The organism is Burkholderia diffusa (assembly GCF_902499115.1).
GTDB classification, from domain to species: Bacteria; Pseudomonadota; Gammaproteobacteria; order Burkholderiales; family Burkholderiaceae; genus Burkholderia; species Burkholderia diffusa.
This window is the reverse complement of record NZ_CABVPN010000003.1, coordinates 221,013-245,980: the sequence shown is the minus strand read 5'-3', so window position 1 is coordinate 245,980 and position 24,968 is coordinate 221,013. Positions and strand designations below refer to the sequence as shown.

Here is a 24,968-nt window from a genome sequence, read left to right as displayed (position 1 = left end):
TGGCTGAGACGGCTTCAAACGCCGGCCGTCCTCGCGGACGCACGGCGGGCAAATATCGTAAACGATCGATTATACGATACAGACCGGCGCCCCAGACGGCAGCGGCCCGGCGCGGCGGACGACCGGCCTGGGCCACCCGTGCGGCCGATTCGCCTTAAGATGCTCGGCATGCCAATCCGCCTTGCCCCGGCCAGGCGAGCCATGAAAGGAGACGATTCGACGATGGGTGCCTTGAGCCATATCCGCGTGCTTGACCTGACCCGCGTGCTCGCGGGCCCGTGGTGCGCGCAGACGCTCGCCGACTTCGGCGCGGACGTAATCAAGGTCGAGCGCCCCGGCGCCGGCGACGACACGCGCCACTGGGGGCCGCCGTACCTGAAGGACGCGAACGGCGACGATACGGCGGAGGCCGCGTACTATCTCGCGGCGAACCGCAACAAGCGCTCGGTGACGGTCGACATCGCGACGCCGGAAGGCCAGCAGATCGTGCGCGAGCTCGCCGCGCAGAGCGACGTCGTGCTCGAGAACTACAAGGTCGGGCAGTTGAAGAAGTACGGGCTCGATTACGAATCGCTGCGCGCGGTGAAACCCGATCTCGTCTACTGCTCGGTCACGGGCTTTGGCCAGACAGGCCCGTACGCGCACCGCGCGGGCTACGACTTCATCGTCCAGGGAATCGGCGGATTCATGAGCATCACCGGCGAGCGCGACAGCGAGCCGGGCGGCGGCCCGCAGAAGGCCGGCGTCGCGATCGCCGATCTCGCGACGGGCCTCTACTCGACGATCGCGGTACTCGCCGCGCTTGCGCACCGCGACCGGACGGGCGAAGGCCAGTACATCGACATGGCGCTGCTCGACGTGCAGGTCGCGCTGCTCGCGAACATGAACACCAACTTCCTCGCGAGCGGCAAGCCGCCGGTGCGCTGGGGCAACGCGCACCCGAACATCGTGCCGTACCAGACGTTCCAGACGAGCGACGGCTGGATCATCGTCGCGGTCGGCAACGACGGGCAGTTCCGCAAGTTCGTCGAGGCCGGCGGCCGGCCCGAGCTGGCCGACGACGAACGGTTCGCGACCAACCCGTCGCGCGTGCGCCATCGCGATACGCTGGTGCCGATCCTCGCCGAGATGGTGAAGACGCGCGGCAAGGCAGACTGGATCGGCGCGCTCGAAGCGGCCGGCGTGCCGTGCGGGCCGATCAACGAGCTCGACGAGGTGTTCGACAACGAGCAGGTGGTCGCGCGCGGGATGCAGGTGTCGCTGCCGCACCCGTGCGGCGCGGACGTGAAGCTCGTGCGCAATCCGATCCGGATGAGCGCGACGCCGCCCGATGCGCGCACCGCCCCGCCGCTGCTCGGCGCGCAGACGGAAGACGTACTGCGCGACATGCTCGGCTACGACGAGGCTCGGATTGCGGCGCTGAAGGCGAAACAGGCGATCTGAACCGACCCGGGACGAGTGCGCCGCAGCGTCTTCCGGGGGCACGCGGCGTGCCCGAGCGCTGGCGGACGCTGACGGCTCGATGGACCGGCGGTTAGCAGCTAACCACTAGCGCGCGAGCGCATCGAGCCAGCCTCGCGCGTCGGGCCAGTCGCCGAGTCCGCTGTCCGCGTTGATGTGGCCGCGCGGGCCCAGGTCATGGAAGGCGCTGCCCCACGCATCCGCGCAGCCGCGCGCGAACGCGATCGAGCCGTACGGATCGTCGCTGCTTGCAACCACGCAGGTCGGAAACGACAGCCGCTCATGCGGCACCGGTCCGAAGCCGTGCGCGTCGGCCGGAAACGCCCGCCCGGCCGGATCGGGCAACGCGACGAGCAACGCACCGCGCACCTTCGCGAGCGCGGCCGGCCGCGCGTAGCGCGTCGCCCACCACGCGGTGGTCAACGTGCCGAGGCTGTGCGCGGCGATCGTCACGGGGCCCGGTGCGGTCTCGATCGAGCGGTCGAGCGCGAGACACCAGGCGTTGCGGAACGCACTGTTCCAGTCGGGCATCGCGACGCGCACGAAACGCGCGTCGGCGCGCTCCCAACGGCTTTGCCAGTGGAGCGGACCGGAGTTGCCGTAGCCCGGCAGCACGAAAACAAGAGAATCGCTCATGGATGGTTCGTCGACGAATGAAGTCGTTATGTAACGTCGACGAAGTGTCGCACACCCGCTCCTCCCTGATGCTGCCTGTCGAATCGCGGAATGGATGTGCGAAGCAGAAACGGGCCGTGACGCTGCGGCAATACCGTCACGACCAGCCGGCGCTCACGCGCGCCGGCTTCGATCAGCGCACGCCGGCGCCGACCAGGCCACCCGCCGCGGCGCCGGCAACCGTGCCGACCGGGCCGCCCGTGATCAGGTAGCCCAGCGCGCCGCCCGCGGCCGCGCCGATACCTGCATTACGCTGCGTCGTCGTCATCGCGCATGCGCCGAGCTGCGACAGGGCCGCGACGATTACCGCGGTACGAACGAGAAAAGTGGTCTTCTTCATCATGATTGTTGGTGTCCTCCCGCCAGCAAAAAATACGAATGGCGGCATTGAATCGGTAAAAGCCATCATAGGAAAAGCCGAATGCGCCGGGCAATCCGATTTACGTCGTGTTACAGCCGACACACAATCGAGATATTGCGGTTCCGCGCCGCGAACCGCCCGCCCGGTGGCGCAACCCGCGCGGGACGGACCCCGGTCAGGTAGAATTGCGGGATTACCCCGGCGCGACGCGCCGACACAACCTGACGCCAACCGCATGAGCACCGAACGCAACGACGCCCCCGCGGCTTCCAATTTCATCCGCAACATCATCGACGACGACAACCGCACCGGCAAATGGGGCGGCCGCGTCGAGACGCGCTTTCCGCCCGAGCCGAACGGCTATCTGCACATCGGCCATGCCAAGAGCATCTGCCTGAACTTCAGCGTCGCGCGCGACTACGGCGGCGTGTGCCACCTGCGCTTCGACGACACGAACCCGGAAAAGGAAAGCGTCGAGTACGTCGACTCGATCGTCGACGCGGTCCGCTGGCTCGGCTTCGACTGGCGCAAGGATGCGGTCGATCACCAGTATTTCGCGAGCGACTACTACGACAAGCTGTACGAATTCGCCGAGTTGCTGATCCAGCGCGGCAAGGCATACGTCGACAGCCAGAGCGCCGAGGAAATGCGCGCGAACCGCGGCTCGCTGACCGAAGGCGGCAAGCCGTCGCCGTTCCGCGACCGTTCGCCCGAGGAAAACCTCGACCTGTTCCGCCGCATGAAGGCCGGCGAGTTCAAGGAAGGCGAGCACGTGCTGCGCGCGAAGATCGACATGGCTTCGCCGAACATGAACATGCGCGATCCGGTGATCTACCGGATCCGCTACGCGCACCACTACCGCACCGGCGACGCGTGGTGCGTGTATCCGATGTACGACTACACGCACTGCATCTCGGATGCGCTCGAAGGCATCACGCATTCGCTGTGCACACTCGAGTTCGAGGATCACCGCCCGCTGTACGACTGGGTGCTGAACGAACTCGCGGAAGCCGGCGTGTTCACGCGCCCGCTGCCGCAGCAAATCGAATTCTCGCGGCTGAACCTCACGTACGCGATCACCAGCAAGCGCAAGCTGCTGCAGCTCGTCACCGAAGGCCACGTCGACGGCTGGGACGACCCGCGCATGCCGACGATCGTCGGCGTGCGACGCCGCGGCTTCACGCCGGAGAGCATCCACTTGTTCTGCGAGCGGATCGGCGTGACGAAGATCGATTCGTGGATCGACATGAGCATCTTCGAAGGCGCGCTGCGCGACGACCTCGACGACAAGGCGGCGCGTACGGTCGCGGTGCTCGATCCGCTGAAGCTCGTGATCGACAACTATCCGGAAGGCCAGGAAGAAGCGTGCACGGCGCCCGTGCATCCGCATCACCCGGAGCGCGGCGTGCGCACGTTCCCGATCTCGCGCGAGCTGTGGATCGAACGCGAGGACTTCGTCGAGAACCCGCCGAAGGGTTATTTCCGCCTGTTCCCGGGCAACAAGGTGCGCCTGCGCTACGGCTACGTGATCGAGTGCACGGGCTTCGACAAGGACGCCGACGGCAACGTGACGGCCGTGCACTGCAACTATTTCCCGGACAGCAAGTCGGGCACCGAAGGCGCGAACACCTACAAGGTCAAGGGCAACATCCACTGGGTCAGCGTGAAGCATGCGCAGGCGGCCGAAGTCCGGATCTACGACCGGCTGTTCAAGGAGCCGCATCCGGACGCGGGCGGTGCGAACTTCCTCGAGGCGCTGAATCCGGATTCGAAGAAGGTCACGCAGGCCTACGTCGAACCAGGCGCCGGCGACGTTGCGCCGGAAACGCGCCTCCAGTTCGAGCGTCACGGCTATTTCGTCGCCGACCGCGTCGATTCGAAACCGGGCAAGCCCGTGTTCAACCGGATCGTCGGGCTGCGTGACAGCTGGGGCAAGCCGGCCTGACGGCCTGCTCCATGCACGGCGCGCGGCTCCGGGCCGGCGTCGCGTAGCGATAAAAAAACCGGCCTTCGGGCCGGTTTTTTATTGCGCGCGCGGGATCGTCGGAATCGACGCGGCAGCGCTCACGCGCCCGCCAGTCGCCGGTGCAGATCCGCGAGCGACAGCGTCGTGCGAAACAACCGCGCGAGGCTGCGGCTCGCATATGCGTCGACGTCGCCGGGCGCGGTCCAGCGATACGCGTCCATCTCGGGAATCGGCGAGCCGTCGCGACGGCTCGGGAACATCGACGTGCACGTGCAGTGCGCGGGATCGATCTCGTCGTCCGCGACCCGCACCGCGAACAGGTGCAGGTCCTTGTCGTGACGATATGCGAAGCGGCCGAGATCGAGCAGCCGCGCCGCCGCGAGTTCGATGCCGGTTTCCTCGCGCAACTCCCGCAGCGCCGCGTCGGCCGGTGACTCGCCGGGCTCGCCCTGCCCCTTCGGGATGTCCCAGTGCGTGGTATCCGTCGCGTGCGCGAGGAACACGCGGCCGGCCCCGTCGAGAATCACGACGCCGCACGATACCGTGCGCCGCGCACCGCTGCGCTTCATTGCTCGCGCGCTCAGCGCTTCTGCAGCTGCCACTTGCCCGCGGCGGTCTTGCAGTAGACGGGCTTGAGCGTCATCGTCTGGCCCTTCGCGGTAATGTCGGTGGCGATTTCGCGGCAGGTCTTGCCGTCGTTCTCGGACGTCGACGGCGTGAGCTTCGCGTCGATCTGCGTGCCGCGGCCGCTGCTCTGCCACGTCGTGGTCTCGCCGTCCTTGCCTTCGTCGCGCACCTGCACGACGGCCTTGGCCAGCGACGCGCGGTCGGTCTTGCTGAAGTAGGTCAGCGGCGTGTCGTTCAGGAAGCCCAGGTTGCTTTGCGCGTGGGCGGGCAGCATCGCGGCTGCGCACGCGGCGCCGGCCAGCACGCGCGTGACGACGGAAAGGGATGCACGCATCGACATGTGTTGTTCTCCTTGGATGTTCGATCGAACGGCGTGGCGCGCGGCCGGCGACCCGGCACGCGCCACGCCCGTCAGCCAGCGAGCATAGCATGCGTGCCGCAAGGCCCGTGTTCTAGCGCGCGGCCGACGTGGCCGCCGGTTGATATCCGTCGGTCAGCGTGTTCAGGAACGCGATCACGTCCTTGATCTCGGCCGCGTTCAGCGCGGGGGCGTCGCCGCGCTTGCGGTCGAACGGCGGCTCGCGGTTGATGTTCGGCCAGTAGCGCTTCGGCAGGTCGTCATACACCTGCACCTTGCCGTGCACGACCGGATAGAACTTCTCGGGATGGATGTCGCGCTCGACATAGAAGCGCATCACGTCCTCGAGCGAGTGATACACGCCGTTGTGGAAGAACGTCTTGCGCAACGCGACGTTGCGCAGCGACGGTGTGCGGAACAGCCCGCAGAATTCGTCGCGGCCCTTCAGGTCAGTGCGCTCGGGGCCGCACGCGCCGAGATCGTGGAAGCGCGGATCGCGATTGACCGGCAGCGCGCGGTTGCGCGGCACAGCGATCGCGATCAGGCCGAAATCGCTGAACTGCGGCGGCCCCCCTTCGAGCGTGCGCTGGCTCACGTGACAGCTCGCGCAGTTGCCCTTCTTCTCGTCGTTGAACAGCTGCAGCCCGTGCAACTCGGCGGGCGTGAGTTGCGCGTGGCCGGCCAGATACGCGTCGTACTTGCTCGTGTACGGATCGAACAATGCCGGCTGCTGCTGGAATGCGTCGAGCGCACGCAGCACCGCGCCGAACGTCGCCTGGTCGTCGCCGAGGACCCGATCGCCGAATGCCTTGCGGAACGCGTCGGCATAGGGCGCGGCACGCACCGCCTTCGCGACCCGCGCCGGCGAGCTGCTCATCTCGAATGGCGACGTGAGGGGAATACGCGCCTGCGCATCGCGCGTGTCGACGCGACCGTCCCAGGTCAATCCACCGGTCGGGCCTGCATCGATGCTTTCGTCGCCTTCGTCGGGCGAATCGTGGAAGTGCTCGGTGAATGGCGGAATGCCGCGCACGTACTTCAGCGACGGCACCGCGCGAAAGCCCATGCGATGCATGTCGTCGCCGCCGAGCTGCACCGACAGCGCGTTCGGCGGACCGAACGCATGCTCGGCGCTATGACACGACGCGCATGCGAGCTTGCCGGAGCCGGACAGCGACGGATCGAAGAACAACTGCTTGCCGAGCGCCGTCATCTGCTTCACGCCCTCGAATACCTGCGCGCGTGTCTGCGGCTGGCTGGCCGGCGCGACCGCCGGGGTGGCCGGGGCGGCCGGGGCGGCTTGTGCCGCCGACACGACGGAGACCGCCTGCGCGTTCGCACCGGGCCGCGCATCGCAGCCGGCGAGCGGCGCGAGCCCGCCCATCAGCGCGAGCGTCGCCGCGGCGGGGATCAACGATCGCGCGAACGCGAAGGATTTCAGAAGGCTGTGCATCGTCGTTCTTCTTGTAGCGGTGGGCAATCGGCCGGAGCTTATGTCAGTTCCGTGACCGGTGCATGACGTTCGACCGACAGTCAATTGAAAGCGCCCCTACACCCGGCTGTCAAACGGGTTTCAGATAATGCGCGCAGCCGGTTGGTGCCCCGTGGTTCCTGCGCCGGCCCGACGCCAACCCGGTTCCCACACGCGACAAACGACGAAAGAGAGAGAACATCGCATGAAGAAGCACGCCTGGATTCGCTACACGCCGATCGCCCTCGCGGCCGCGCTCAGCCTGACCGCCTGCGGCGGCGACGATGTCACGCAGCAAGGCCTGTCGGCCGTCAAGAACGTCGTCGTGATCTACGCGGAAAACCGCAGCTTCGACAACCTCTACGGCAACTTCCCGGGCGCGAACGGTCTGCAGAACGCAACGGCTGCGAACTCGGTGCAGAAGGATCGCGACGGCTCGACGATGGCGACGCTGCCGAAGGTCTGGGGTGGCCTGACCGCAACCGGCATCACGCCCGCGGTCACCGAAGCGATGACGGCGAACCTGCCGAACGCACCGTTCGCGATCGACGATCCCAACGGCTTCAACCAGTCGATGAGCATCGCGACGCGCGACATCGTGCACCGCTTCTACCAGGACCAGATGCAGATCGACGGCGGCAAGAACGACATGTATGCCGCATGGACCGATGCGGGCGGCCTGACGATGGGCCACTACACGCCGGATCCGTCGAAGCTGCCGCTGTGGAAGATCGCGCAGCAATACGTGCTGGCCGACAACTTCTTCATGGGCGCGTTCGGCGGCTCGTTCCTGAACCACCAGTACCTGATCTGCGCGTGCGCGCCGTTCTACGCGAACGCCGACAAGAGTCCGGCGGCCGGCAAGATCGCAGTCCTGAACGCCGACGGCAAGTCGCTCGCAGTCGCCGCGAACTCGCCGGCCTCGGCGCTGAGCGGCCCGCCGAAGTTCGTCAACGACGGCGCACTGACGCCGGACTTCTACGGTGTCAACACGATGCAGCCGGCGTACCAGCCGAGCGGTAACAAGGCGGCCACGGGCGGCGACCCGCTGCTCGCCGACCCGGCCAATCCTTCGACGATGCCGCCGCAGACGGCGACCAACATCGGCGACCTGATGACCAATGCAAACGTGTCGTGGGCATGGTATAGCGGCGCATGGGGCCAGGCGCTGCAGGCGAGCCAGAACGGCACGTCGAACGTGATCTACGGCGCCGACCTCTCGACGCCGAACTTCCAGCCGCACCATCAGCCGTTCAACTACTACGCGAACCAGGCACCGGGCACCGCGAGCCGCGCGCAGCACCTGCTCGACGGCGGCGCGAACGGCGCGGACTTCATCAAGGCGATCGACGCGGGCACGCTGCCGCAAGTTACGTTCTACAAGCCGCAGGGCAACCTGAACGAGCACCCGGGGTACACGGACGTCACCTCCGGCGATCAGCACATCGCGGACGTGATCGCGCACCTGCAGGCCAGCCCGCAGTGGAAGAACATGGTCGTGGTCGTCACGTACGACGAAAACGGCGGCTTCTGGGATCACGCAGCGCCGCCGAGCGGCGATCGCTGGGGCCCCGGCACCCGCATTCCGGCGCTGATCGTGTCGCCGTTCGCGAAGAAGGGTTTCGTGGACCATACGCAGTACGACACGGGTTCGATCCTGCGCTTCATCACGCGTCGCTTCTCGCTGCCGCGCCTCGCGGGCCTGCAGCAGCGCGACGACGCGCTGAAGGCGAACGGCGCGCAGCCGATGGGCGACCTGACGAACGCGCTCGCGCTGTCGCCGAACCTGTAACGCCATCGCGGCAAACGGGCCGGCCGCGGTGCCGGCCCGGACGCACGAAGGGCGGCCCCGCGCGGCCGCCCTTTTTTCATGCGCGCGCGGTGCCGCGCGGCCGCGTCACCAGCCGTACTTCAGCTCGATGCCGGCGTAGTCCGCGTTGTGCCCGCCCGCCTGCCGGATCGCGTCGCCGACCTGGAAGTGCACGGCCTCGACCGCGCCGATCAGGTTCGCGGCGATCGTCCAGTCCGCACGCAGCTGCACGTACATCCCCGTCCACAGGCCGCCCTTGCCTGCCGTGCCGGGTACCGCGACGTTCGGCTGCTGATAGACGGCGTCGCCGGTGGTCTCGCGCCACTGGAAGCCGAGCGCACCGAGCAGCGACAGGTTCGGCGACGGCTTCAGCGTCACCGACGGCTTCACGTGGATCAGGTTCGAGTAGCCCGTGTAGCCGGCAAGCGTGAAGTAATAACCGTTCGGAAAGAGCGGGTTGAAGGTGCCGACGCGGCCATCGTGCGGATGCCGGTCGCCCGATGCCGCATCGACCTGCAGCGCGATGCGCGGCGACCACGGCGCATCGAGCTTGTAGCCGGCGATCGAGCCGACGGCCCACGCACCGATCGTGTTGTTACCGACCGTCCCCGTCTGCAGCATCGTCTCGAGATCCAAGTCGAAGCGGCCCTGCGTGCCGGTGTAGCGCAAGTCCCATACGTCACGATGCTCGGGGCCGCTCGCATCGAGGAAACGTGCGTTGCTGCGGTTGTAGCGCGACCAGTAGCCGGACAGATCCCCCGGCCCGACCGACTGCCGCTCGAAGCGCACGCCACTGAAGGTGAGGTCGCGGTTCGACACGTCATCGAACGCGGACACCGTGCGGTTCTGCACGGGCTGCGTCGCATACCCGATGAAGCGCCACTTCTGATATTCGTAGTCGGCCCACACTGCATCGAACGCCTGCCTCACGTTCGGGCCGTCGCGCGTGGCAATGAAGCGCTGCAAGTCGAACGCCATTTCCTGCCGGCCGACGCGGAACTTGAACGTGCCACCGCCGAGCGCGCCCGTGTAGGTCGCGAACGCCTGTTCGAGATCGAGCGGGTTCCTGTCGACCGGCGAGATCGTGTTCTTGCCGAATGCGCGGTCGTCCTGCAACTGCACGAAGAACTGCCAGTGCTGGCCCAGATGCGCATCGGCATGCACTTCGACGCGCTGGATCAGGTACGTATCCGATTGCGCGGAGCCGATCCCGAACAGCGGCGCGTCGTTGGTCTCCAGCCGCTCGCGCAGGTTCACGCCGAGCGACAGATAGGAGGCCGGATCATTGCCGAGCGGAATGTATTTGAGCCCGTCGAGCGGCGCGCGCGGCACGCACGGATTCGCCAGCACCGACCAGTCTTCCTGCCAGCGGTTGAACAGCACCGTCGGCCGCTTCGCCGTGCATGTCGAAGCGGTTGCGTCACCGTGTGTCGATGTCGACGTGGAAGTCGACGTGGATGTCGCCGCCGTTTCCGCGAACGCCGCGTCGGCGCCCGCGAACAGCAGGCCCGCGACGATGGACAAGCGCGCGGCCTGCTCGAAGCGGCGGCCGTGGCGCCTCCCTTGACTCCCCCGCTCCCGCGCGATCATGCGCGCTCCTGCGTGGCCGGTCCGGCCGCTTGCGCCGCACACAGTGCGAGCATCGCAAGCACGCCGACGGGTACGAGCAGCGCCAGGAATCCGACATGGCGGAACCCGAGCGCACCGCCCGCCGCGCCGAGCGCGAACGCAACGATCGCCGGCAGCATCTTGCCGAAGCGCGCCCGCGCCGCCGCGCGCGCGGTGTCTGCGGTGCCGGCCGACAGCAGGTCGACGACATCGAGGATTGCCTGCGTCACGTTGCCCGTCATCACCGTATTCGGCACGCCGCCCGCACGCGGAATCACGCGCGGATGCGCGTTCTGCACCCCCATCGCGAACGTACCGACAATGCCGGCCACGAGTGCCGGCAACGCGTCGGGCTGCGTGACGGGCGTCGCCCACACGCCGGCCGCGCAGAAGCCGAGCAGCAGCACGGCCTGCACCGCGTGCAGCGCGCGCGCACCCTGCCAGGCGGGCCGCCCGGACATCGACCGCGCGATCAGGCTGCTCGCGATCACGCCGCACACGAACGCGGGAAACACGCTGAGCTTCAGCACGACACCCTGGCCGAAGCCCGCGATGCCCGCGCCGATCAGCACGAAGTTGCCGGTCACGTGTGCGGTGAACAGCCCGAATAGCGCGACGAAGCTCAGCGTATCGACGAAGCCGGCCACCGCGGCAAGGAGCGTGTCTTCGTGCTTCATCGCGCGGCGCTCGCATGGATCTCGGCGACATAGCCGCCCGGGAACTGCACGAGTGCAGCGTCGCGCCCATCCGCCGTGAACGGCGGCACGAGCACGGTCGCACCCGCGGCTTCGGCCTTCTTCAGCGTCGCGGCGAGATCGGGCACGTCGTAGCCGGTCATCTCGCGCCCGAACGGGTAAGGCAGATGGCCGTCGGTCACGAGCACGGTCATCTTGCCGAAGCCCGACTCGATGCGGATGCGGCGGTACGTGTCGTTCGGCCGGCCGATCTCGATGCCCGGCGCCTTCAGGTTGTCCGACACCACCTTGCCCTTCGAGAACTTGACGAAGTCGTGCACGAACTTGCGTACGCTTTGCGGCGACACGTAGACGCGGTTCTCGGGGATCGTCTGCAACGCGTCGTAGTTCGGCGCCTGCGTATGCCAGTAGAGCTGCATCTTCACGCCGCCCGCCCACGCAATGACCGCATCGCGGCCGATGGGATCCGGGAACGTGTCGATGATCACGTCGGCGCCATGCTCGCGCGCCGACTTCACGGCGACATCCATGTCCGTGACGAGATAGCCGGTGCGCTCCGCGCAGAACGGATACGGGATCGGCGTCTTGAAGCCGAACACCGAGATCGTGCCGACGGGCGTCAACACGAGCTGCGACATCGTCTGGCTCGGTGTCGGCGTGACCTGGAACACGCCCTGCTTCGACTTCTTGCCGCCGAACGTCGCGACCAAGCTGTCGGTGAAGCGGTCGAAATCTTCCGGTGCCACGCACACGTGCGTCGTATCGTACTGCGGACCGACGGCAACCGTGGGCGCGACGGCGGGCGGCACGGGCGGTTTCGCGAACGCGGCAGGCGCGGCGACGAGGCCGCTGGCAACCGCAAGCGCCAGCAACGCGGAACGAAGGATTTTCATGACGGATGTCCTTGTTGTTTCATCAAATGGTGCAGCGGCTCGGGCGATCCCGGTCACCCGAGGCCGTCGCCGGCCGGTGGCCGAGCATCGTCGAGCACGGTCGCGAGCACGAGTGCCGCGATCACCCAAGATGCTCGAAAAAGCTGTTGAGCGCCATGAAATGTTCGGCGCCCGAGCGGTTCCAGAAATCGTTCGCCACGACCATCGCGACGAAGCGGCCCGCGGTGATCGCCACTGCGGTCGCAGACGGGTTTGCGCGGTCGAGCGTCGTGAACCTTCCGTCGTGAAGGATCAGATCCGGTTGGGACTCGGTTGCGCTCATCAATATGTCCTCGATGCAATCAGAAACCGAGCCAGTGACGGACCGGTGCGACGACCGCCACGCCGATCAGCATGCCGGCCAGCCCGACCAGCGCGATCAACGGCGGTGCGGGCGAGCGCACCTTGATCACGCTGTATATGACGCCGACCAGCACGCCCGCGCCCAATGAAGCCAGATACGATTCCATACGCCCTTCCCGACTGAATTAGAATGTGCCGCATTGCCGCCCGGGCGCGGTGCGCCGGCTGCACGAACCGTTGCCGCCCCGTCCGCTTCACTTCGCCGCCACGCTCTCCAGCCATGCAACATCTTCCCGATCTCGAAGCCTGGGCCATCTTCGCGCGCGTCGCCGAGACCGGTTCGTTCGCCAAGGCCGCCGACCTGCTCGGCATCTCGCAACCGACGGTGTCGAAAGCGATCGCACGCCTCGAAAAGCGCCTCGGCGCGATGCTGCTGTACCGCACGTCGCGCAAGCTGTCGCTCACGCCGACCGGCGAACTGCTGCGCGATCGCGCGATCCGGCTGCTCGCCGACGCCGAGCTGATCGAGGGCGAGGCATCCGCGCACGCGCTCGAACCGCACGGCCTCGTGCGCGTGAACGCGCCGATGTCGTTCGGGCTGCACCACCTGGCACCGGTGCTGCCCACGTTTCTCGAACGCTACCCGCGCGTCGACATCGACCTCGTGCTGACCGACCACTTCGTCGACATCGTGTCGGGCGGTTTCGACGTCGCGATCCGGATCGCCGAGCTGAACGATTCCTCGCTGCGGGCGCGTCGTCTCTGCGCGGTGCGCCGGCCGCTCGTCGCATCGCCTGCGTATCTCGACCGGCATGGCCGGCCGACCCATCCGAGCGAACTCGACCAGCACGTGTGCCTGACCTACACGAACATCCCGACGCCCGACTACTGGCGCTTTCGCCATGCCGCGTCGAACGACGAAATCGGCATACCCGTGCGCGGCCGCATCCGCACCAACAACGCCGACGTCATTGGCCCCGCGCTGCTTGCAGGCCACGGTCTCGCGCTGCAGCCGACATTCCTGGTGTGGGATGCGCTGCAAAGCGGCGAGCTCGAGGAAGTCATGCACGACTGGAAAATCGCCGACATCAACGTCAATCTCGTCACGCCACCCGGCATGCTGCGTGCCGCGCGCGTGACGGCATTGCTCGACTTCCTCGTCGAACATCTGTCGCACGCGCCGTGGGCTCTGCCGCCCGTCTGAACGGGCGGCCCGCGCCCGTTACTTCGCCGGCACGGCCGGGATCGACTCGTGCGGCGTCGCGGTGCGCTGCGCGGCCTTGTGGACCATCGTGTACGCGTAGTCGACGCCCATGCCGTACGCACCCGAATGTTCCTTCGCGATCGCCATCACGGCGTCATACGTCTCGCGGCGTGCCCAGTCGCGCTGCCACTCGAGCGCGACCTGCTGCCAGGTGACGGGCACGACGCCGGCCTGGATCATCCGCTGCATCGCGAAGTCGTGCGCGTCCTTCGACGTGCCGCCCGACGCGTCGGCCACCATATAGATCTCGTAGTCGCCTTCGAGCATCGCGCAGAGCGCGAACGTCGTATTGCAGACTTCGGTCCACAGGCCCGAGACGACCACCTTCTTGCGACCGTTCGCGGCCAGCGCATCGCGCACCTTCTGGTCGTCCCACGAGTTCATCGACGTGCGTTCGAGCGTCTTCTGGTTCGGGAACACGTCGAGCAGTTCGGGATAGGTGTAACCCGAGAAGCTGTCGCTTTCGACGGTCGTGATCGTGGTCGGGATGTTGAACGCCTTCGCGGCCTTGGCGAGCCCGACGACGTTGTTCTTCAACGTCTGGCGATCGATCGACTGCACGCCGAATGCCATCTGCGGCTGCTGGTCGATGAAGATCAACTGGCTGTTCTGGGGGGTGAGGACTTCAAGCTTCGGGTTGCGCATGGCGCGAATCATCCTTTGAACAGGAATCGTGGGAGGCTTGCCTCGATCGGAAACCGAGAGGAGCCGGCTGTGCGTTACCCCGGATCTGCGTCTTCCGGTTGCAGGCATTTAATCGGAAAAGCCGCGGCTCGAACATCCAAGAAATGGAATCGATCGAATTCCGAAAGAAGGGGCTCTTCAAGGGCTATCCGCCCTTTTGTTCCACACGTAAACCCGATACGCTTCCAGCACGTTGAAGACGCGCCCTTCGCCCCCCGATCAGCCTATCACGAACGATTTTCATCATGAAACCGTATTTTCTGTCGCTGTTCGCAGGCATCCTCGCCGGCGTCATCTACGGCGCGCTCGGCGTGAATTCGCCGGCGCCGCCGATCATCGCGCTCCTCGGCCTGCTCGGCATGCTGGCCGGCGAGCAGATCCTGCCGCTCGCGCGCCGGATGCTGTCCGGCTACGGGCTGAATACCGCGTGGCGCGATGCGCAATGCAGCCAGCACATGTTCGGCGCGCTGCCGGGCGGCGCCGCGAACGACCGCAAACCGTCGTGATGCAAGGCTCATGACCAACGTCGAACTGTTTCATTACCTGCTGCTGTTGATCTGCGGCGCCGGCGCGCTAACGTGGCTCGCGGAGCGGATCTCGATTCCACCGGCCGTCGTGCTGCTGCTCGGCGGCTGCGTGGTGGCCGTCGCCGGCAAGCGCGTGCCCGACATGGACCCGGCGCTGCTGCTTGCGGCCGTGTTGCCGCCGCTGCTGATGTCGAGCGGCTTCTATACGGCATGGAAGGAATTCCGGCACGAGCTCGGATCGATCGCGTCGCTCGCGCTCGGTGCGGTGGCGTTCACGACGGTTGCGGTCGCGCTCGCCGTGCATGCGGTCAATCCGGCGCTGCCGTGGGCCGCGTGTTTCACGCTCGGCGCGATCGTGTCGCCGCCCGACGCCGTCGCCGCGAAGGCGATCCTGCAGCGCCATCCGCTGCCCGCCCGGCTCGTCGCGGTGCTCGAAGGCGAAAGCCTCGTCAACGATGCGTCGGGCCTGCTGCTGTATCAGATGGCCGTGTCCGCCGCGCTCGCCGTCACCATCACGACCGCGAGCGCCACCGGCCTGTTCTTCTCGCTCACGCTGATCGGCATCGCGGTCGGTCTCGCATGCGGTCATGCGATGTGCTGGGTGTTGCAGCGCCTGCGCGAGCCGATGCTCGGCATCGTCGTGACCTTCGCGATGGCGTGGGGCAGCTACGGGATCGCGGAAGCCGTGCACGGCTCGGGGGTGCTGTCGGTCGTGACCTGCGGCCTCGTGCTCGGCGTGCGCCAACATCGCGTGTTCGACGCCGACATGCGGATCAAGGCGAAGGCGACCTGGGAAGCGATCGTCTTCGTGCTCGACGCGCTCGTGTTCATCCTGATCGGCCTCGCGCTGCACGCGATCCTCGCGCGCGTGAACCACGAAGGCGCGGTGCTGATGGCCGGCCTGCGCGTCGCGCTGCCGGCGACGGCCGCCGCGATCGCCGCGCGCGTCGTGTGGGTGTTCGTCGCGATGTGGCTGCCGGGCCGCCTGCGCGCGCCGCGCGCGGGCCACGCGCCGTGGTCGTGGCGCGAAGCCGTCGTGCTCGGCTGGTCCGGCATGCGCGGGGTCGTGAGCCTCGCGGCCGCGATCGCGCTGCCGAACGACTTCCCCGGGCGCGACCTGATCCTGTTCAGCACGTTCCTGCTGATCATCGCGACGCTGGTGGTGCAAGGCGGCACGCTCGCGCCGCTGATCCGCGTGCTGAAGCTGCGCCCGGCCGCGCGGCACACGATGTCCGAGCATGCGGCGCGCGCGTACACGTTCGGCGCGGCGCTCGCCGAACTCGATGCTCGCGAACAGCGCGGCCCGGGCCTCGAACGTGCATCGCTCGACCGGCTGCTGACCGAATACCGCAGCCGCGTCGCGTTCAACGAGCACGCGCACCGCGACGGCGCGCAACCGGCGGACGTACGCGCGCGGATGCTGCGCGTCGAGCTCGAGCTGGTCGGCGTGTCGCGCGACGCGCTGCTCGACCTGCATCGCGATGGCCGGGTCGACGACGCGGTGCTGCACCGCATAGAATCCGAGCTGGATTTCGAGGAACTGCGACTGCAGCGCCTGCTCGAACCGTGACGCCCGGCCATGCCTGGCCGGCCCGTCTCCCCTTTCCCCACATGGAATTGCAATGAGCGAACTGTCCGTCGAAGCGAGCATCGGCTCCGTCGATTACCTGGTCCATTTCACCGACGGCGTGCATCAGTGGCGCGCCGACGAACCCGTGTCGCTCGGCGGCGGCGACACCGCACCGACACCCGTCGCGCTGCTGCTGTCGAGCCTCGGCGCCTGCACCGCGATCACCCTGAAGATGTACGCGCAACGCAAGGGCTGGCCGCTCGCCGAAGTCCACGTGAAGCTCGCCCACGAAGCGGGCAGCGCGGGCAGCACGATCATGCGCCGCATCACGCTCGACGGCGACCTGACCGACGAGCAGCGCGAGCGCCTGCTGCAGATCGCGAACGCGTGCCCGGTGCACAAGATCCTCACGCACCCGATCACGATCGATACGGCCATCGCCTGACTCACCGAAACCGGGAGACCCACCATGTCCGCATCGATCAAGACCCTGCTCACGCCGCGCGAGAGCGACATCGGCAACCTCGTCGTGCGGCGCGTGCTGCCCGCGCGCGCCGCGCGCCTCGTCGGTCCGTTCATCTTCTTCGACGAAATGGGGCCGGCCGTGCTGCCGGCCGGCAGCGGGATCGACGTGTTGCCGCATCCGCACATCGGCCTCGCGACCGTCACCTACCTGTTCGACGGCACGCTGATGCATCACGACAGCCTCGGCTTCCGGCAAAAGATCGTGCCCGGCGACGTGAACTGGATGACGGCCGGGCGCGGCATCGTCCACTCGGAGCGCTCGCCCGACGAGGACCGCCCGCATGAACAGCCCGTGCACGGGATCCAGACCTGGGTCGCGCTGCCGGTCGAGCACGAGGACACGGCGCCCGCATTCGTGCATCACGCGGCCGACACGCTGCCGTCGTTCACGCGCGACGGCGCGAGCGTGCGCGTGATCGCGGGCACTGCATTCGGGCTCACGTCGCCCGTCGCCGTGTTCTCGCCGACGCTGTATGCGTATGCGGAATTCGCCGCGGGCGGGCAACTCGCGCTCGATGCGGAACACGACGAGCGCGGCGTGTATCTCGTCGACGGCGACCTCACGATCGACGGCACGCCGCTCGCAGCCGCGACGATGGCCGTGCTCGAACCCGGCGCGAACGTCGCGCTCGCCAGCGGGAACGGCGCGCGCGTCATGCTGCTCGGCGGTGCGCACCTGCCGGGCGAGCGGTTCATCGAATGGAATTTCGTGTCGAGCGAGCGCGCGAAAATCGAGGCGGCCCGCAACGCGTGGGCCGAGCAGACCTTCGGCAAGGTGCCCGGTGAGGAAAACGAATGGACGCGCCAGCCGGCGCGCCGCGCGCAGTAGGCCGGCAGCAGTCGGCTCATCGATGCGACGCGGCCGGCATTCGCGCCGGCCGCGTCGCGTTTACCGCTTCAATCCCATCAGCTTCGCCAGCACCGGCCAGCGGTCGAGCGATTCGACGAACGCGCGCCGCGCCTGCTCGTCGACGTAGCGTGCCGGGTCCAGCGCGGGCAAGTGCCGCGCAAGGCCGAGCACGTCGTTCGGTTGCGACAGGCGATCGTCGTCGCCTTCGCCGATATTTACTGTTCGTCGATCCATACGCCGTCCGGGGTCTTGACCGCATAGCCGGCGCTCGTCTGTATCGTCACCGTGCCTTCGTTCTCGCCGACCATCCGCGTGCGCGGCAGGTCGGCAGCATATTGCGCGAGCGTCGCGCCCGGCTTGAACGGGCTGTTCGACACGAGGTTCGACAGCAGCTGCGCGAGCGCGAGAAAGCTCGTCGGCTGGTCGATCACGGTCGTCGTGCCGTGATTGCCGGCGAAACCGACGAGCCGCACGCCGACCGGCCCGTGAACGATGCGCGGCGTCGGAATCTCGCGCAGGCCCGCGACCTGGTTCTTGTCGCCGCGCAGCGCGGCGCCGTGCTCGGGCACGAATACGATCACCGCGCGCCGGCCCGACTGAGCGATCAGGTCGGCGAGCCGGTCGAAGTCGTTCATCAGCTTGGTCGCGCGCTGCGGATACGAATCGATGCTGGTCAGCGCGCTCCCCGCCACGCGGTTGCCGTCGTGCAGGCTGATCGTGTTGTAGTACAGCGCGACCGGGCCCGGCACCGACGCGCGCTGCGCATACCAGTTCGCGAGCGTGCCGTAATCGTCCTTGATCGGCGAACCGTCGAACGCATGCATCGCGACCGGGGCGGCGGCGTTCGAGATCATCGGCGCGTCGGGCACGCCGATATTGTCGTGAATGACCTGCAGGAAGTTGTCGAAGTGGCCGTCGTGGTTCAGCAGCGACTGCACCGTGTAGCCGGCGGACGCGAGCTGCGAAAACAGATAGCACTGCTGGGGGGCGGCCTTGTAGAGGTCCGCATGCGCTTCCTGCCCGCAGCTTGCGCGCAGCACGCGGATCGCGGCCGGGCCGCTGTAGCTCGCGGCCGTGCTGAAGTTGTTGAACAGGTAGTCGAAGTGACTCAGCATCGGGTGGTTGCGCACCTTCGCGGCGTCGAGGTCATCCCACGACAGCGAGCAGATATGCAGCACGATCACGTCGAACTGCGCGGCCGAGTCGTTGCCGAGATGACCGAACGCGACCTGGCGCTGAGATTCCTGCGCGCGGAACGTCGCGAGCGCCGCGTTGTGATCCTCGGGCTGGCCGGCGCGCGCGCCCGTCGCATCGGCCTGCTGCGGAAGCGGCGCGACGACGCGCGCCATCAGCCCGTTGCCGGCCTGCCACAGCGGCATCACGATCAGCGCGGCCAGCACGAAGGTCGCGACACGCACCCAGCGGTTGACGACGAAATAGACGATCAGCACGCCCGCGACCGTCAGCACCAGCACCGGCGGCAACAGGCGCGGCAGCAGCTCCATCCAGTAGTCGAGGCGGAACGTGGCGACCTCGCGCGCGGCTTCGGCGAGGCGTGCGAGCGGCGGCGCATGCATTTCGCGCGCGAGAAGCGGCACCGCGATCGCGATCGCGACGAGCTGTCGCACGATGCGCCACGCGCGCCGCCGGATCGGCGCGCTCACCGCGAGCGCCAGCGCGAACGCGAGGTTCGCGAGCCACAGCGGCTGCAGGTGGCCGGTCGCGAACAGCGCGAACTTCAGGATGAAATACAGATTCCAGAACGTCATCTAAACCACTCCGTGATGGGCGCCGCGTCAGTCGCGCGCCCGATCGAGCTTCGGCGCCAGAATCGACTGCACGCCGCGCGCCGCGCCCTTCCACATTCGTACGTAACCGTCCAGGCCCACGCGCAGCACTTCCTTCAGCCCGCGCAGCGGCGTGTCCGTACGCGCGCCCGCGTGCCAGTCGAGCCACGCGTCCGCGCGGCCGAACGTGCACTGCACGAGCTGGCGCTCCTGCTCGAGCGTCAGCGCCTCGAAGCTCACGCCGACATGCGTCGGCGTCACGCGGCTCACGCGCACCGGGAACGGGAACGGCCGGTCGCCACGCGACACGCACACCGTCAGCGTGTCGCCGACCGCGAGCGGCAGCCCCGGCACCGCTTCGAGGCCGAGCCCGCCGGTCGAGTAGTCGCTGGTGAAACAGGCGGCCGTCGACCCGTCGGCGAGCAGCAACGTCGCCGGCACACGCATCGCGATCCGGTGCGTGACGCGCACCTGCTTGGTCTCGCGCGCGACGGCCAGCGCGGCGCCGAGCATCGCGAGGTTGTAGACGGTCCAGCCGAGCGTGATCAGGATCGTCGACGCCTCGTCGCCCTGGTCGGCCACGAGCCGCCACACGCCGGCCACGATCGCGAGCACGTTCAGCGCGAACAGCACGAGGTACGGCTTCGACGTCGACCAGTCGACGTAGCCTTCGTCGATCTTGCCGCCCTTGTCGGTCACGTTGAACTTGCCGTGCTTCGGGCTGAAGAACGCGACGGTGGTCGGCAGCGCGATGTACCACGCGAGCACGGATTCGTAGACTTCGGCCCAGAACGAGTGGCGATAGCGCCCCTGCATCCGCGAGTTGGCGACGTTCGCGAGCACCAGGTACGGGATCACGTAGCTCGCGAGCGCGATCGACGACGCATTGATGAAGTACAGGTGGAAGAACAGGTATGCGAGCGGGATCGTCAGGAACACGAGCCGCGGGATCCCGTAGAAGAAATGCAGCATCGCATTGCCGTAGCAGATCCGCTGGATGAAGCCGAGCCCGCGCCCGAGGAACGGATTGTCGATGCGGAAGATCTGCGCCATCCCGCGCGCCCAGCGCGTACGCTGCTTCACGTGGCCCGCGAGGCTCTCGGTCGCGAGGCCGGCCGCCTGCACGGTCGGCAAGTATGCCGACGTGTAGCCGCGGCGATGCAGCTTGAGCGCGGTGTGCGCGTCCTCCGTCACGGTCTCGACGGCGACGCCGCCCACCTCCTCCAGCGCGCTGCGCTTGAGCACCGCGCACGATCCGCAGAAGAACGTCGCGTTCCACAGGTCGTTGCCCGACTGCACGAGCCCGTAGAACAGGTTGCCCTCGTTCGGGATCTCGCGGAACGTGCCGAGGTTGCGCTCGAACGGATCGGGCGAGAAGAAATGGTGCGGCGTCTGCACCAGCGCGCACTTCGGATCGCGCAGGAACACGCCCATCGTGGTCTGCAGGAACGAGCGCGTCGGCACGTGATCGCAGTCGAAGATCGCGATGTATTCGCCGTGCGTCTTCGGCAGCGCGCGGTTGATGTTGCCGGCCTTCGCGTGGCGATTGTCGTCGCGCGTCAGGTAGCCGATTCCCGCTTCCCGCGCGAACGCCTCGAACTCGGGGCGGCGGCCGTCGTCGAGCAGGTAGACACGCAGCTTGGCCGTCGGCCAGTCGATGCTCTGCGACGCGAACACGGTCGGCTTCACGACCGACAGCGGCTCATTGTAGGTCGGGATATAGATGTCGACGCTCGGCCAGCTGTCGGGATCGTCGGGCAACGGCACGATCGGCCGATCGAGCGGCCATGCGGTCTGTATGAAGCCGAGCAGCAGGATCATCCACGTGTAGGCTTCGGCACCGTACAACAGGTAGCCGGCGAACGCCTCGACGGGGCTGCGGAAATCGAGTGTCTGGGTCGTGCGCCACCACACATAGCGGACCGTGGCGAGCAGCGCGAGCGACGCGAGCGCGAGGGTCGGCAGATGGCCCGGCAGGCGGCGCAGCGCCAGCGCCAGCACCGCGACGATCGCGAAAAACGCGAACTGCGCGCCGGGCATCAGCGGCGACATCCCGGCCGCGGCCCACATCAGCGCACCGGCAATCAGCAGCAGCGGCGCAAGCCAGCGGTGCTGGCCGACGCCGTGCGCGCGCGCGTCGAGCCAGCCGCCCCAGCGCGCCCACGGCAGGCGCCCGAGGAGCGCGTCGAGGCGGGCGCCGAGCGCGCGCGCCGCGACGTAGACCGGCACGACGAACGTGTCGAACCATGCGAGCGGATCGCGCGCGGGCCGCTCGTCGGCCGCGCGCGGCGCGCGCACGATCGCGCGCCACAGCCATTCGCGCGGGCTCAGCGGCTGCAGCACGCCCCACTCCTGCGCGAGCCGCAGGAAGACGACGCGCGCCCGGCGGCCCACGGGATCGGCCCGGCCGGGCGGCGGCGCATGGAAGAACAGCCGCACGAGCCAGTCGAGCAGTGTGCGCTGGGCCGGCAGCCCGATCCCGCGCGCGCACCAGTTGGTCGCACGCCGAGTCGCGGCGCGCCAGCGCGACACGAACGCGGCCTTCATCGCCGCGCTCCCGTGCGGCCGGCCGCGGCTGCCACGAGCCACGTGTCGACCCAGTTCGCGACGCCGTTCAGGTCGTGCGACGCCTGCGAATACGGCGCGTCGTCGAAGATCCAGGTGCCGCGCGCAAGCGTCTCGGGCACGGCCGCATCGACGTGAATCCGCTGTTCGAGCATCGACGCGGTCCCCGCGACCGCGCGCAGCATCGCGAGTGCATCGCGCTGCATGTCGCGCGCCGGGTTCAGCCGGTTCACGACGATCTGCAGGTCGCCGCCGCCGGCCCGCAACGCATCGAGGCGCGCGGCGACCGTCGCGCACGCGGCCGGTTCGGGCGGCACGACGACGAGCGTCAGGTCGGCACGGCGAATCGCCTGCTCGGCCTGCGGCGACGGGTAGCGCGCGGTGTCGACCAGCACGACACCGTCGGCCGGCAGCGCGATCTCGTCGAGCGCGCGCGACAGCCAGGCCGGATCGGCCGCGAGCCGCGCATCGCAGGCGGCGGCGCCCGCCGCGTCGACTTGCCCGTACGGCACGAATAGCACGCCATCGGCATTGCGCCACGTATGCGCGTGCCACGGCGCGGCGTCGCCCGCGTCACCGAGCAGGCTGTGCGCGAGCCCGTGCTCGGACAGCGTATCGAGACCGAGCGTCGCGCCCATCAGGTTCTGCGCGTCGAACTCGACCGCGACGACGGGCCGGCCGCGGCGCGCGAGCAGCACCGCGAGCGCGCCCGCGAGCGTCGTGCGGCCCGCGCCGCCGGTCGTCGACGTGACGGCGATCGTCTTCATGGCGCGGCCTCGTCGGTACGGCCGGCTTCGGGCAACAGGCGCCCGCGCAGCGCGACCGGCACGAGTTCGCACGGCACCGCGTCGCGCCGGTGCAGCCCGCGCGGCGCATGAAAACCGCGGCCGAGGCCCAGGTGCTGCGCGATGATCCACACCGGCACCGCGATCGCGATGCCGACAACGAATCCGATGACGAGTTCGGCGATCATGCGCCCTCCGGCTTGCGCAGCGGCATCGCACTGCGGGTGGCGCCGCGCGTGCGCGCGACGGGAAATTCGGCGGACGGTGCCCGCGCATCGGCGGCCGGCGTTGCGTCGTCGGCGTGCGGCGGCGCATCGGCATGCTCGTCGACCGTCCCGGCCGCTGCGACTTCGGCGTCCGGTTCAGCGGGCGTCGCGACATCCCCCGCGCGTTCGACCGGCACGCGCGCCGCACCGGCCGGCTTCACCGTCGCGAACAGGTCGCTGTAGTCGGCGATCGGCGCGCGCCGGTTCTCGGTCTTCAGCGCATCGAGCTCGGTGTCGATGCTGCCCTGCCCGAGACACACGACGCGATCGGACAGCGTATCGACCGGTACGTCGAAGATCCGTGCGAGCGCGTCATCGGCATCGGCCGGCTCGCACGCGAACAGGAACACGTACAGGTGTCCGGCATCGGCGGTCACGACATCGCCCGCGCGGCGCGGCCGGCAGTGCCGCAGCGCATCGACGTGCGACACGCCGGGCAGCAGCGCGATCTTCGCGAGCGTATGCGGCAACGCGAGCACGGCGCCGCGATCGAGCACGGCGCGAATTCGCAGGCAGAAGGCGCCGACCGGCAGGTAGCCCAGCACCGAATCGCCGAGCGCGGCCGCGAGCGCCGCACGATAGTCGGCCGCGACGGGCCGCGCATAGAGCTGCCCGCGCAGCGCGCTCACGGCCGCGTGCATCCGCGACACCGGCAGGTCGCGCGCGACGACGCGGTTCGCGCCGACGCTCAGCACGAGCATCTCGAACTGCTGGCGCAGCACCTCGCCGCGTTCGACGACGGCGATCTTCAATGCGCCGCCGGATTGCCGGCGCAGCGTGTGAACGGCCGCGCACAGCGCCTCGAGCTGCGCGTGCGTGCGGAACGCCAGAACCGCGGTCGCGGCCTGCGCATGCGCACAGGCGGCGACGACCGCCGCGTTGTCGTCGACGATTTCCCAGCCGGCGGGTACGCGACTCGCTTCGTCGAGCGCCGCGCGGCTGACGACGACGCGATCCTCGTCGATCGCGAGCTTCATCCGGCGCGACGGCTCGGCGGCGGCGCCGTCGACGATCGCCGCGAGCCGACCGCTCGGCGCGAAACGCAGCGGCCGCACTTCACCGGCCGCGAGCGTGTCGCCGGCACGCCAGAAATCGACGACCCACAGCAGCTCGCCATGCGTGCGCTGCAGTTGCGAGACGCCCGAGCACACCGCGTGAAAGCCGCTGCGCGGCGCGCGATTCGCATCGCGCACGAGCGGCGGATCGTCGGTATCCGGGTCCGCGCCGGTGCGCACGATCTCGGGATCGACCAGCAGCACCAGCGCGATCCGGTGCGTGCGGCACCAGTCGGCGAGCGCATGCGCCTCTTCCGCGAGCGCCGCCGGATCGTCCCAGCTGAACCAGCGCTGCGCGCCTTCGATGAAATACAGCGAGCGCGCACGAAAGCCGTAGCGCTTCATCGCGCGCAAGCCGCCGGTGAGCCGTGCGAACGGAGCGGGCGCCGCACGGCGCGGCGCACCCGGTTCGCGCGCGGCATCGCCGCCGGCCGGCTCATGCGCGGGCGGCATCGCCAGCACGTTCAGGTTACGCGGCCAGCCCGCCGGCTGCGCGCCGCCCGCGAAACCGCGCGACGCCATCTGCGCGGCAACGCGCGCCGCGTCGCGCGACAGCACGACCGTCACGTCGCGCGTGCGCGACTGCCGCGCGCTTTCCCACACCAGCGCGTCGCACGCCGGCGTGCCGGCAGCGGCATAGATCGTGTACAGGCCGCCCGCTTCCAGCTGCGTCCACGCATCGGGCAGCCCGTCGATCGCGAGCCGGCTCAGCGGGCCGGTGCGGCCGCCGGGCCGCCCGGTGCGCAGCAGCGCGCGCAGGCGGCCCAGCAGGCCGGCGGCGCCGAGCGCGGGACGGGTTGCATCGATTTCCGTATTCACGCGC

Annotated in this window: 24 protein-coding genes and 1 pseudogene; 8 read left to right on the top strand and 17 right to left on the bottom strand. The window is 68.5% G+C overall.

The features are described from left to right. Nucleotides 1-222 precede the first annotated feature (222 nt). Complete coding sequence (locus BTE28158_RS04650) at nucleotides 223-1,443, top strand: CaiB/BaiF CoA transferase family protein (RefSeq protein ID WP_059524072.1); 1,221 nt, start codon at nucleotides 223-225, stop codon at nucleotides 1,441-1,443. A 105-nt stretch (nucleotides 1,444-1,548) separates the two neighbouring features. Here BTE28158_RS04650 and BTE28158_RS04645 read toward each other — a convergent pair whose 3' ends face one another. Together BTE28158_RS04645 and BTE28158_RS04640 are read right to left on the bottom strand one after the other, a co-directional pair. Next, entirely contained in the window at nucleotides 1,549-2,097 is a 549-nt protein-coding gene (locus BTE28158_RS04645; protein WP_151051594.1) for an RBBP9/YdeN family alpha/beta hydrolase, read from the bottom strand. Between the two features lie 172 nt (nucleotides 2,098-2,269). Next, complete coding sequence (locus BTE28158_RS04640; RefSeq protein ID WP_124626561.1) at nucleotides 2,270-2,479, bottom strand: ornithine acetyltransferase; 210 nt, start codon at nucleotides 2,477-2,479, stop codon at nucleotides 2,270-2,272. A gap of 253 nt (nucleotides 2,480-2,732) precedes the next feature. On the opposite strand from BTE28158_RS04640, the gene BTE28158_RS04635 reads away from it, so the two are divergent. Then, complete coding sequence (locus BTE28158_RS04635; RefSeq protein ID WP_059606487.1) at nucleotides 2,733-4,442, top strand: glutamine--tRNA ligase/YqeY domain fusion protein; 1,710 nt, start codon at nucleotides 2,733-2,735, stop codon at nucleotides 4,440-4,442. Nucleotides 4,443-4,561: 119 nt separating this feature from the next. Here the strand turns inward: BTE28158_RS04635 and BTE28158_RS04630 are convergent, their stop codons facing one another. The 3 genes from BTE28158_RS04630 to BTE28158_RS04620 form a co-directional block, all read right to left on the bottom strand. Then, nucleotides 4,562-5,032, bottom strand: coding sequence for an NUDIX hydrolase (locus BTE28158_RS04630; protein WP_151051592.1), 471 nt, complete (start codon nucleotides 5,030-5,032; stop codon nucleotides 4,562-4,564). 11 nt (nucleotides 5,033-5,043) lie between these two features. Then, nucleotides 5,044-5,430, bottom strand: a complete 387-nt coding sequence (locus BTE28158_RS04625) for a hypothetical protein (RefSeq protein WP_059606483.1) — start codon at nucleotides 5,428-5,430, stop codon at nucleotides 5,044-5,046. A 112-nt stretch (nucleotides 5,431-5,542) separates the two neighbouring features. After that, the gene (locus BTE28158_RS04620) at nucleotides 5,543-6,901 is read right to left on the bottom strand and encodes a cytochrome-c peroxidase (RefSeq protein WP_174919719.1); all 1,359 of its coding nucleotides are present in this window, start codon (nucleotides 6,899-6,901) and stop codon (nucleotides 5,543-5,545) included. A 223-nt stretch (nucleotides 6,902-7,124) separates the two neighbouring features. On the opposite strand from BTE28158_RS04620, the gene BTE28158_RS04615 reads away from it, so the two are divergent. Next, entirely contained in the window at nucleotides 7,125-8,711 is a 1,587-nt protein-coding gene (locus BTE28158_RS04615; protein WP_059606480.1) for an acid phosphatase, read from the top strand. Nucleotides 8,712-8,816: 105 nt separating this feature from the next. Here the strand turns inward: BTE28158_RS04615 and BTE28158_RS04610 are convergent, their stop codons facing one another. The 5 genes and pseudogenes from BTE28158_RS04610 to BTE28158_RS04590 form a co-directional block, all read right to left on the bottom strand. Further along, nucleotides 8,817-10,319, bottom strand: a complete 1,503-nt coding sequence (locus BTE28158_RS04610) for an alginate export family protein (RefSeq protein WP_151051843.1) — start codon at nucleotides 10,317-10,319, stop codon at nucleotides 8,817-8,819. After that, nucleotides 10,316-11,014: a YoaK family protein gene (locus tag BTE28158_RS04605; protein WP_124626571.1), complete on the bottom strand. Its 699-nt coding sequence runs from the start codon at nucleotides 11,012-11,014 to the stop codon at nucleotides 10,316-10,318. Before BTE28158_RS04605 ends, BTE28158_RS04610 begins: the two co-directional genes overlap by 4 nt. Next, a complete protein-coding gene (locus BTE28158_RS04600; protein ID WP_151051845.1) occupies nucleotides 11,011-11,925 on the bottom strand; it encodes a VOC family protein in 915 nt (304 codons plus the stop codon). The genes BTE28158_RS04605 and BTE28158_RS04600 overlap by 4 nt, the downstream gene beginning before the upstream one ends. Before the next feature lie 53 nt (nucleotides 11,926-11,978). Further along, nucleotides 11,979-12,136: pseudogene (locus BTE28158_RS04595) on the bottom strand (DoxX family protein); the annotation flags it as partial. Nucleotides 12,137-12,266: 130 nt separating this feature from the next. After that, nucleotides 12,267-12,434, bottom strand: a complete 168-nt coding sequence (locus tag BTE28158_RS04590) for a DUF1427 family protein (RefSeq protein WP_151051847.1) — start codon at nucleotides 12,432-12,434, stop codon at nucleotides 12,267-12,269. 113 nt (nucleotides 12,435-12,547) lie between these two features. Here BTE28158_RS04590 and BTE28158_RS04585 point away from each other — a divergent pair, with 113 nt between their 5' ends. After that, on the top strand, nucleotides 12,548-13,471 hold the full coding sequence (locus tag BTE28158_RS04585; RefSeq protein ID WP_151051848.1) for a LysR family transcriptional regulator: 924 nt from the start codon (nucleotides 12,548-12,550) through the stop codon (nucleotides 13,469-13,471). Between the two features lie 18 nt (nucleotides 13,472-13,489). Here the strand turns inward: BTE28158_RS04585 and BTE28158_RS04580 are convergent, their stop codons facing one another. Beyond that, nucleotides 13,490-14,176: a hydrolase gene (locus tag BTE28158_RS04580; protein ID WP_059606600.1), complete on the bottom strand. Its 687-nt coding sequence runs from the start codon at nucleotides 14,174-14,176 to the stop codon at nucleotides 13,490-13,492. Between the two features lie 284 nt (nucleotides 14,177-14,460). Here BTE28158_RS04580 and BTE28158_RS04575 point away from each other — a divergent pair, with 284 nt between their 5' ends. The 4 genes from BTE28158_RS04575 to BTE28158_RS04560 are packed head-to-tail and all read left to right on the top strand — an operon-like array spanning nucleotide 14,461 to nucleotide 17,666. Next, entirely contained in the window at nucleotides 14,461-14,721 is a 261-nt protein-coding gene (locus BTE28158_RS04575; protein ID WP_151051850.1) for a DUF1427 family protein, read from the top strand. A 10-nt stretch (nucleotides 14,722-14,731) separates the two neighbouring features. After that, nucleotides 14,732-16,312, top strand: a complete 1,581-nt coding sequence (locus BTE28158_RS04570) for a Na+/H+ antiporter (RefSeq protein WP_174919717.1) — start codon at nucleotides 14,732-14,734, stop codon at nucleotides 16,310-16,312. Nucleotides 16,313-16,364: 52 nt separating this feature from the next. Further along, entirely contained in the window at nucleotides 16,365-16,757 is a 393-nt protein-coding gene (locus BTE28158_RS04565; RefSeq protein WP_124626580.1) for an OsmC family protein, read from the top strand. A 24-nt stretch (nucleotides 16,758-16,781) separates the two neighbouring features. After that, nucleotides 16,782-17,666 carry a pirin family protein gene (locus BTE28158_RS04560; RefSeq protein WP_059606463.1) on the top strand — a complete coding sequence of 295 codons (885 nt, stop codon included), beginning with the start codon at nucleotides 16,782-16,784 and terminating at the stop codon, nucleotides 17,664-17,666. A 60-nt stretch (nucleotides 17,667-17,726) separates the two neighbouring features. On the opposite strand, the gene BTE28158_RS04555 is transcribed toward BTE28158_RS04560, so the two are convergent. The 6 genes from BTE28158_RS04555 to bcsE are packed head-to-tail and all read right to left on the bottom strand — an operon-like array spanning nucleotide 17,727 to nucleotide 24,964. Beyond that, on the bottom strand, nucleotides 17,727-17,921 hold the full coding sequence (locus BTE28158_RS04555) for a hypothetical protein (protein WP_059691215.1): 195 nt from the start codon (nucleotides 17,919-17,921) through the stop codon (nucleotides 17,727-17,729). Continuing rightward, nucleotides 17,903-19,456: a cellulose biosynthesis protein BcsG gene (bcsG, locus tag BTE28158_RS04550; protein ID WP_151052264.1), complete on the bottom strand. Its 1,554-nt coding sequence runs from the start codon at nucleotides 19,454-19,456 to the stop codon at nucleotides 17,903-17,905. The genes BTE28158_RS04555 and bcsG overlap by 19 nt, the downstream gene beginning before the upstream one ends. 27 nt (nucleotides 19,457-19,483) lie before the next feature. After that, the gene (bcsA, locus tag BTE28158_RS04545; RefSeq protein ID WP_174919715.1) at nucleotides 19,484-22,021 is read right to left on the bottom strand and encodes a UDP-forming cellulose synthase catalytic subunit; all 2,538 of its coding nucleotides are present in this window, start codon (nucleotides 22,019-22,021) and stop codon (nucleotides 19,484-19,486) included. After that, entirely contained in the window at nucleotides 22,018-22,806 is a 789-nt protein-coding gene (gene bcsQ, locus BTE28158_RS04540) for a cellulose biosynthesis protein BcsQ (RefSeq protein WP_174919713.1), read from the bottom strand. The genes bcsA and bcsQ overlap by 4 nt, the downstream gene beginning before the upstream one ends. Further along, entirely contained in the window at nucleotides 22,803-23,012 is a 210-nt protein-coding gene (locus BTE28158_RS04535; RefSeq protein WP_059606456.1) for a hypothetical protein, read from the bottom strand. Before BTE28158_RS04535 ends, bcsQ begins: the two co-directional genes overlap by 4 nt. Beyond that, on the bottom strand, nucleotides 23,009-24,964 hold the full coding sequence (gene bcsE / locus BTE28158_RS04530; protein WP_174919711.1) for a cellulose biosynthesis protein BcsE: 1,956 nt from the start codon (nucleotides 24,962-24,964) through the stop codon (nucleotides 23,009-23,011). Before bcsE ends, BTE28158_RS04535 begins: the two co-directional genes overlap by 4 nt. Nucleotides 24,965-24,968: the final 4 nt, after the last annotated feature.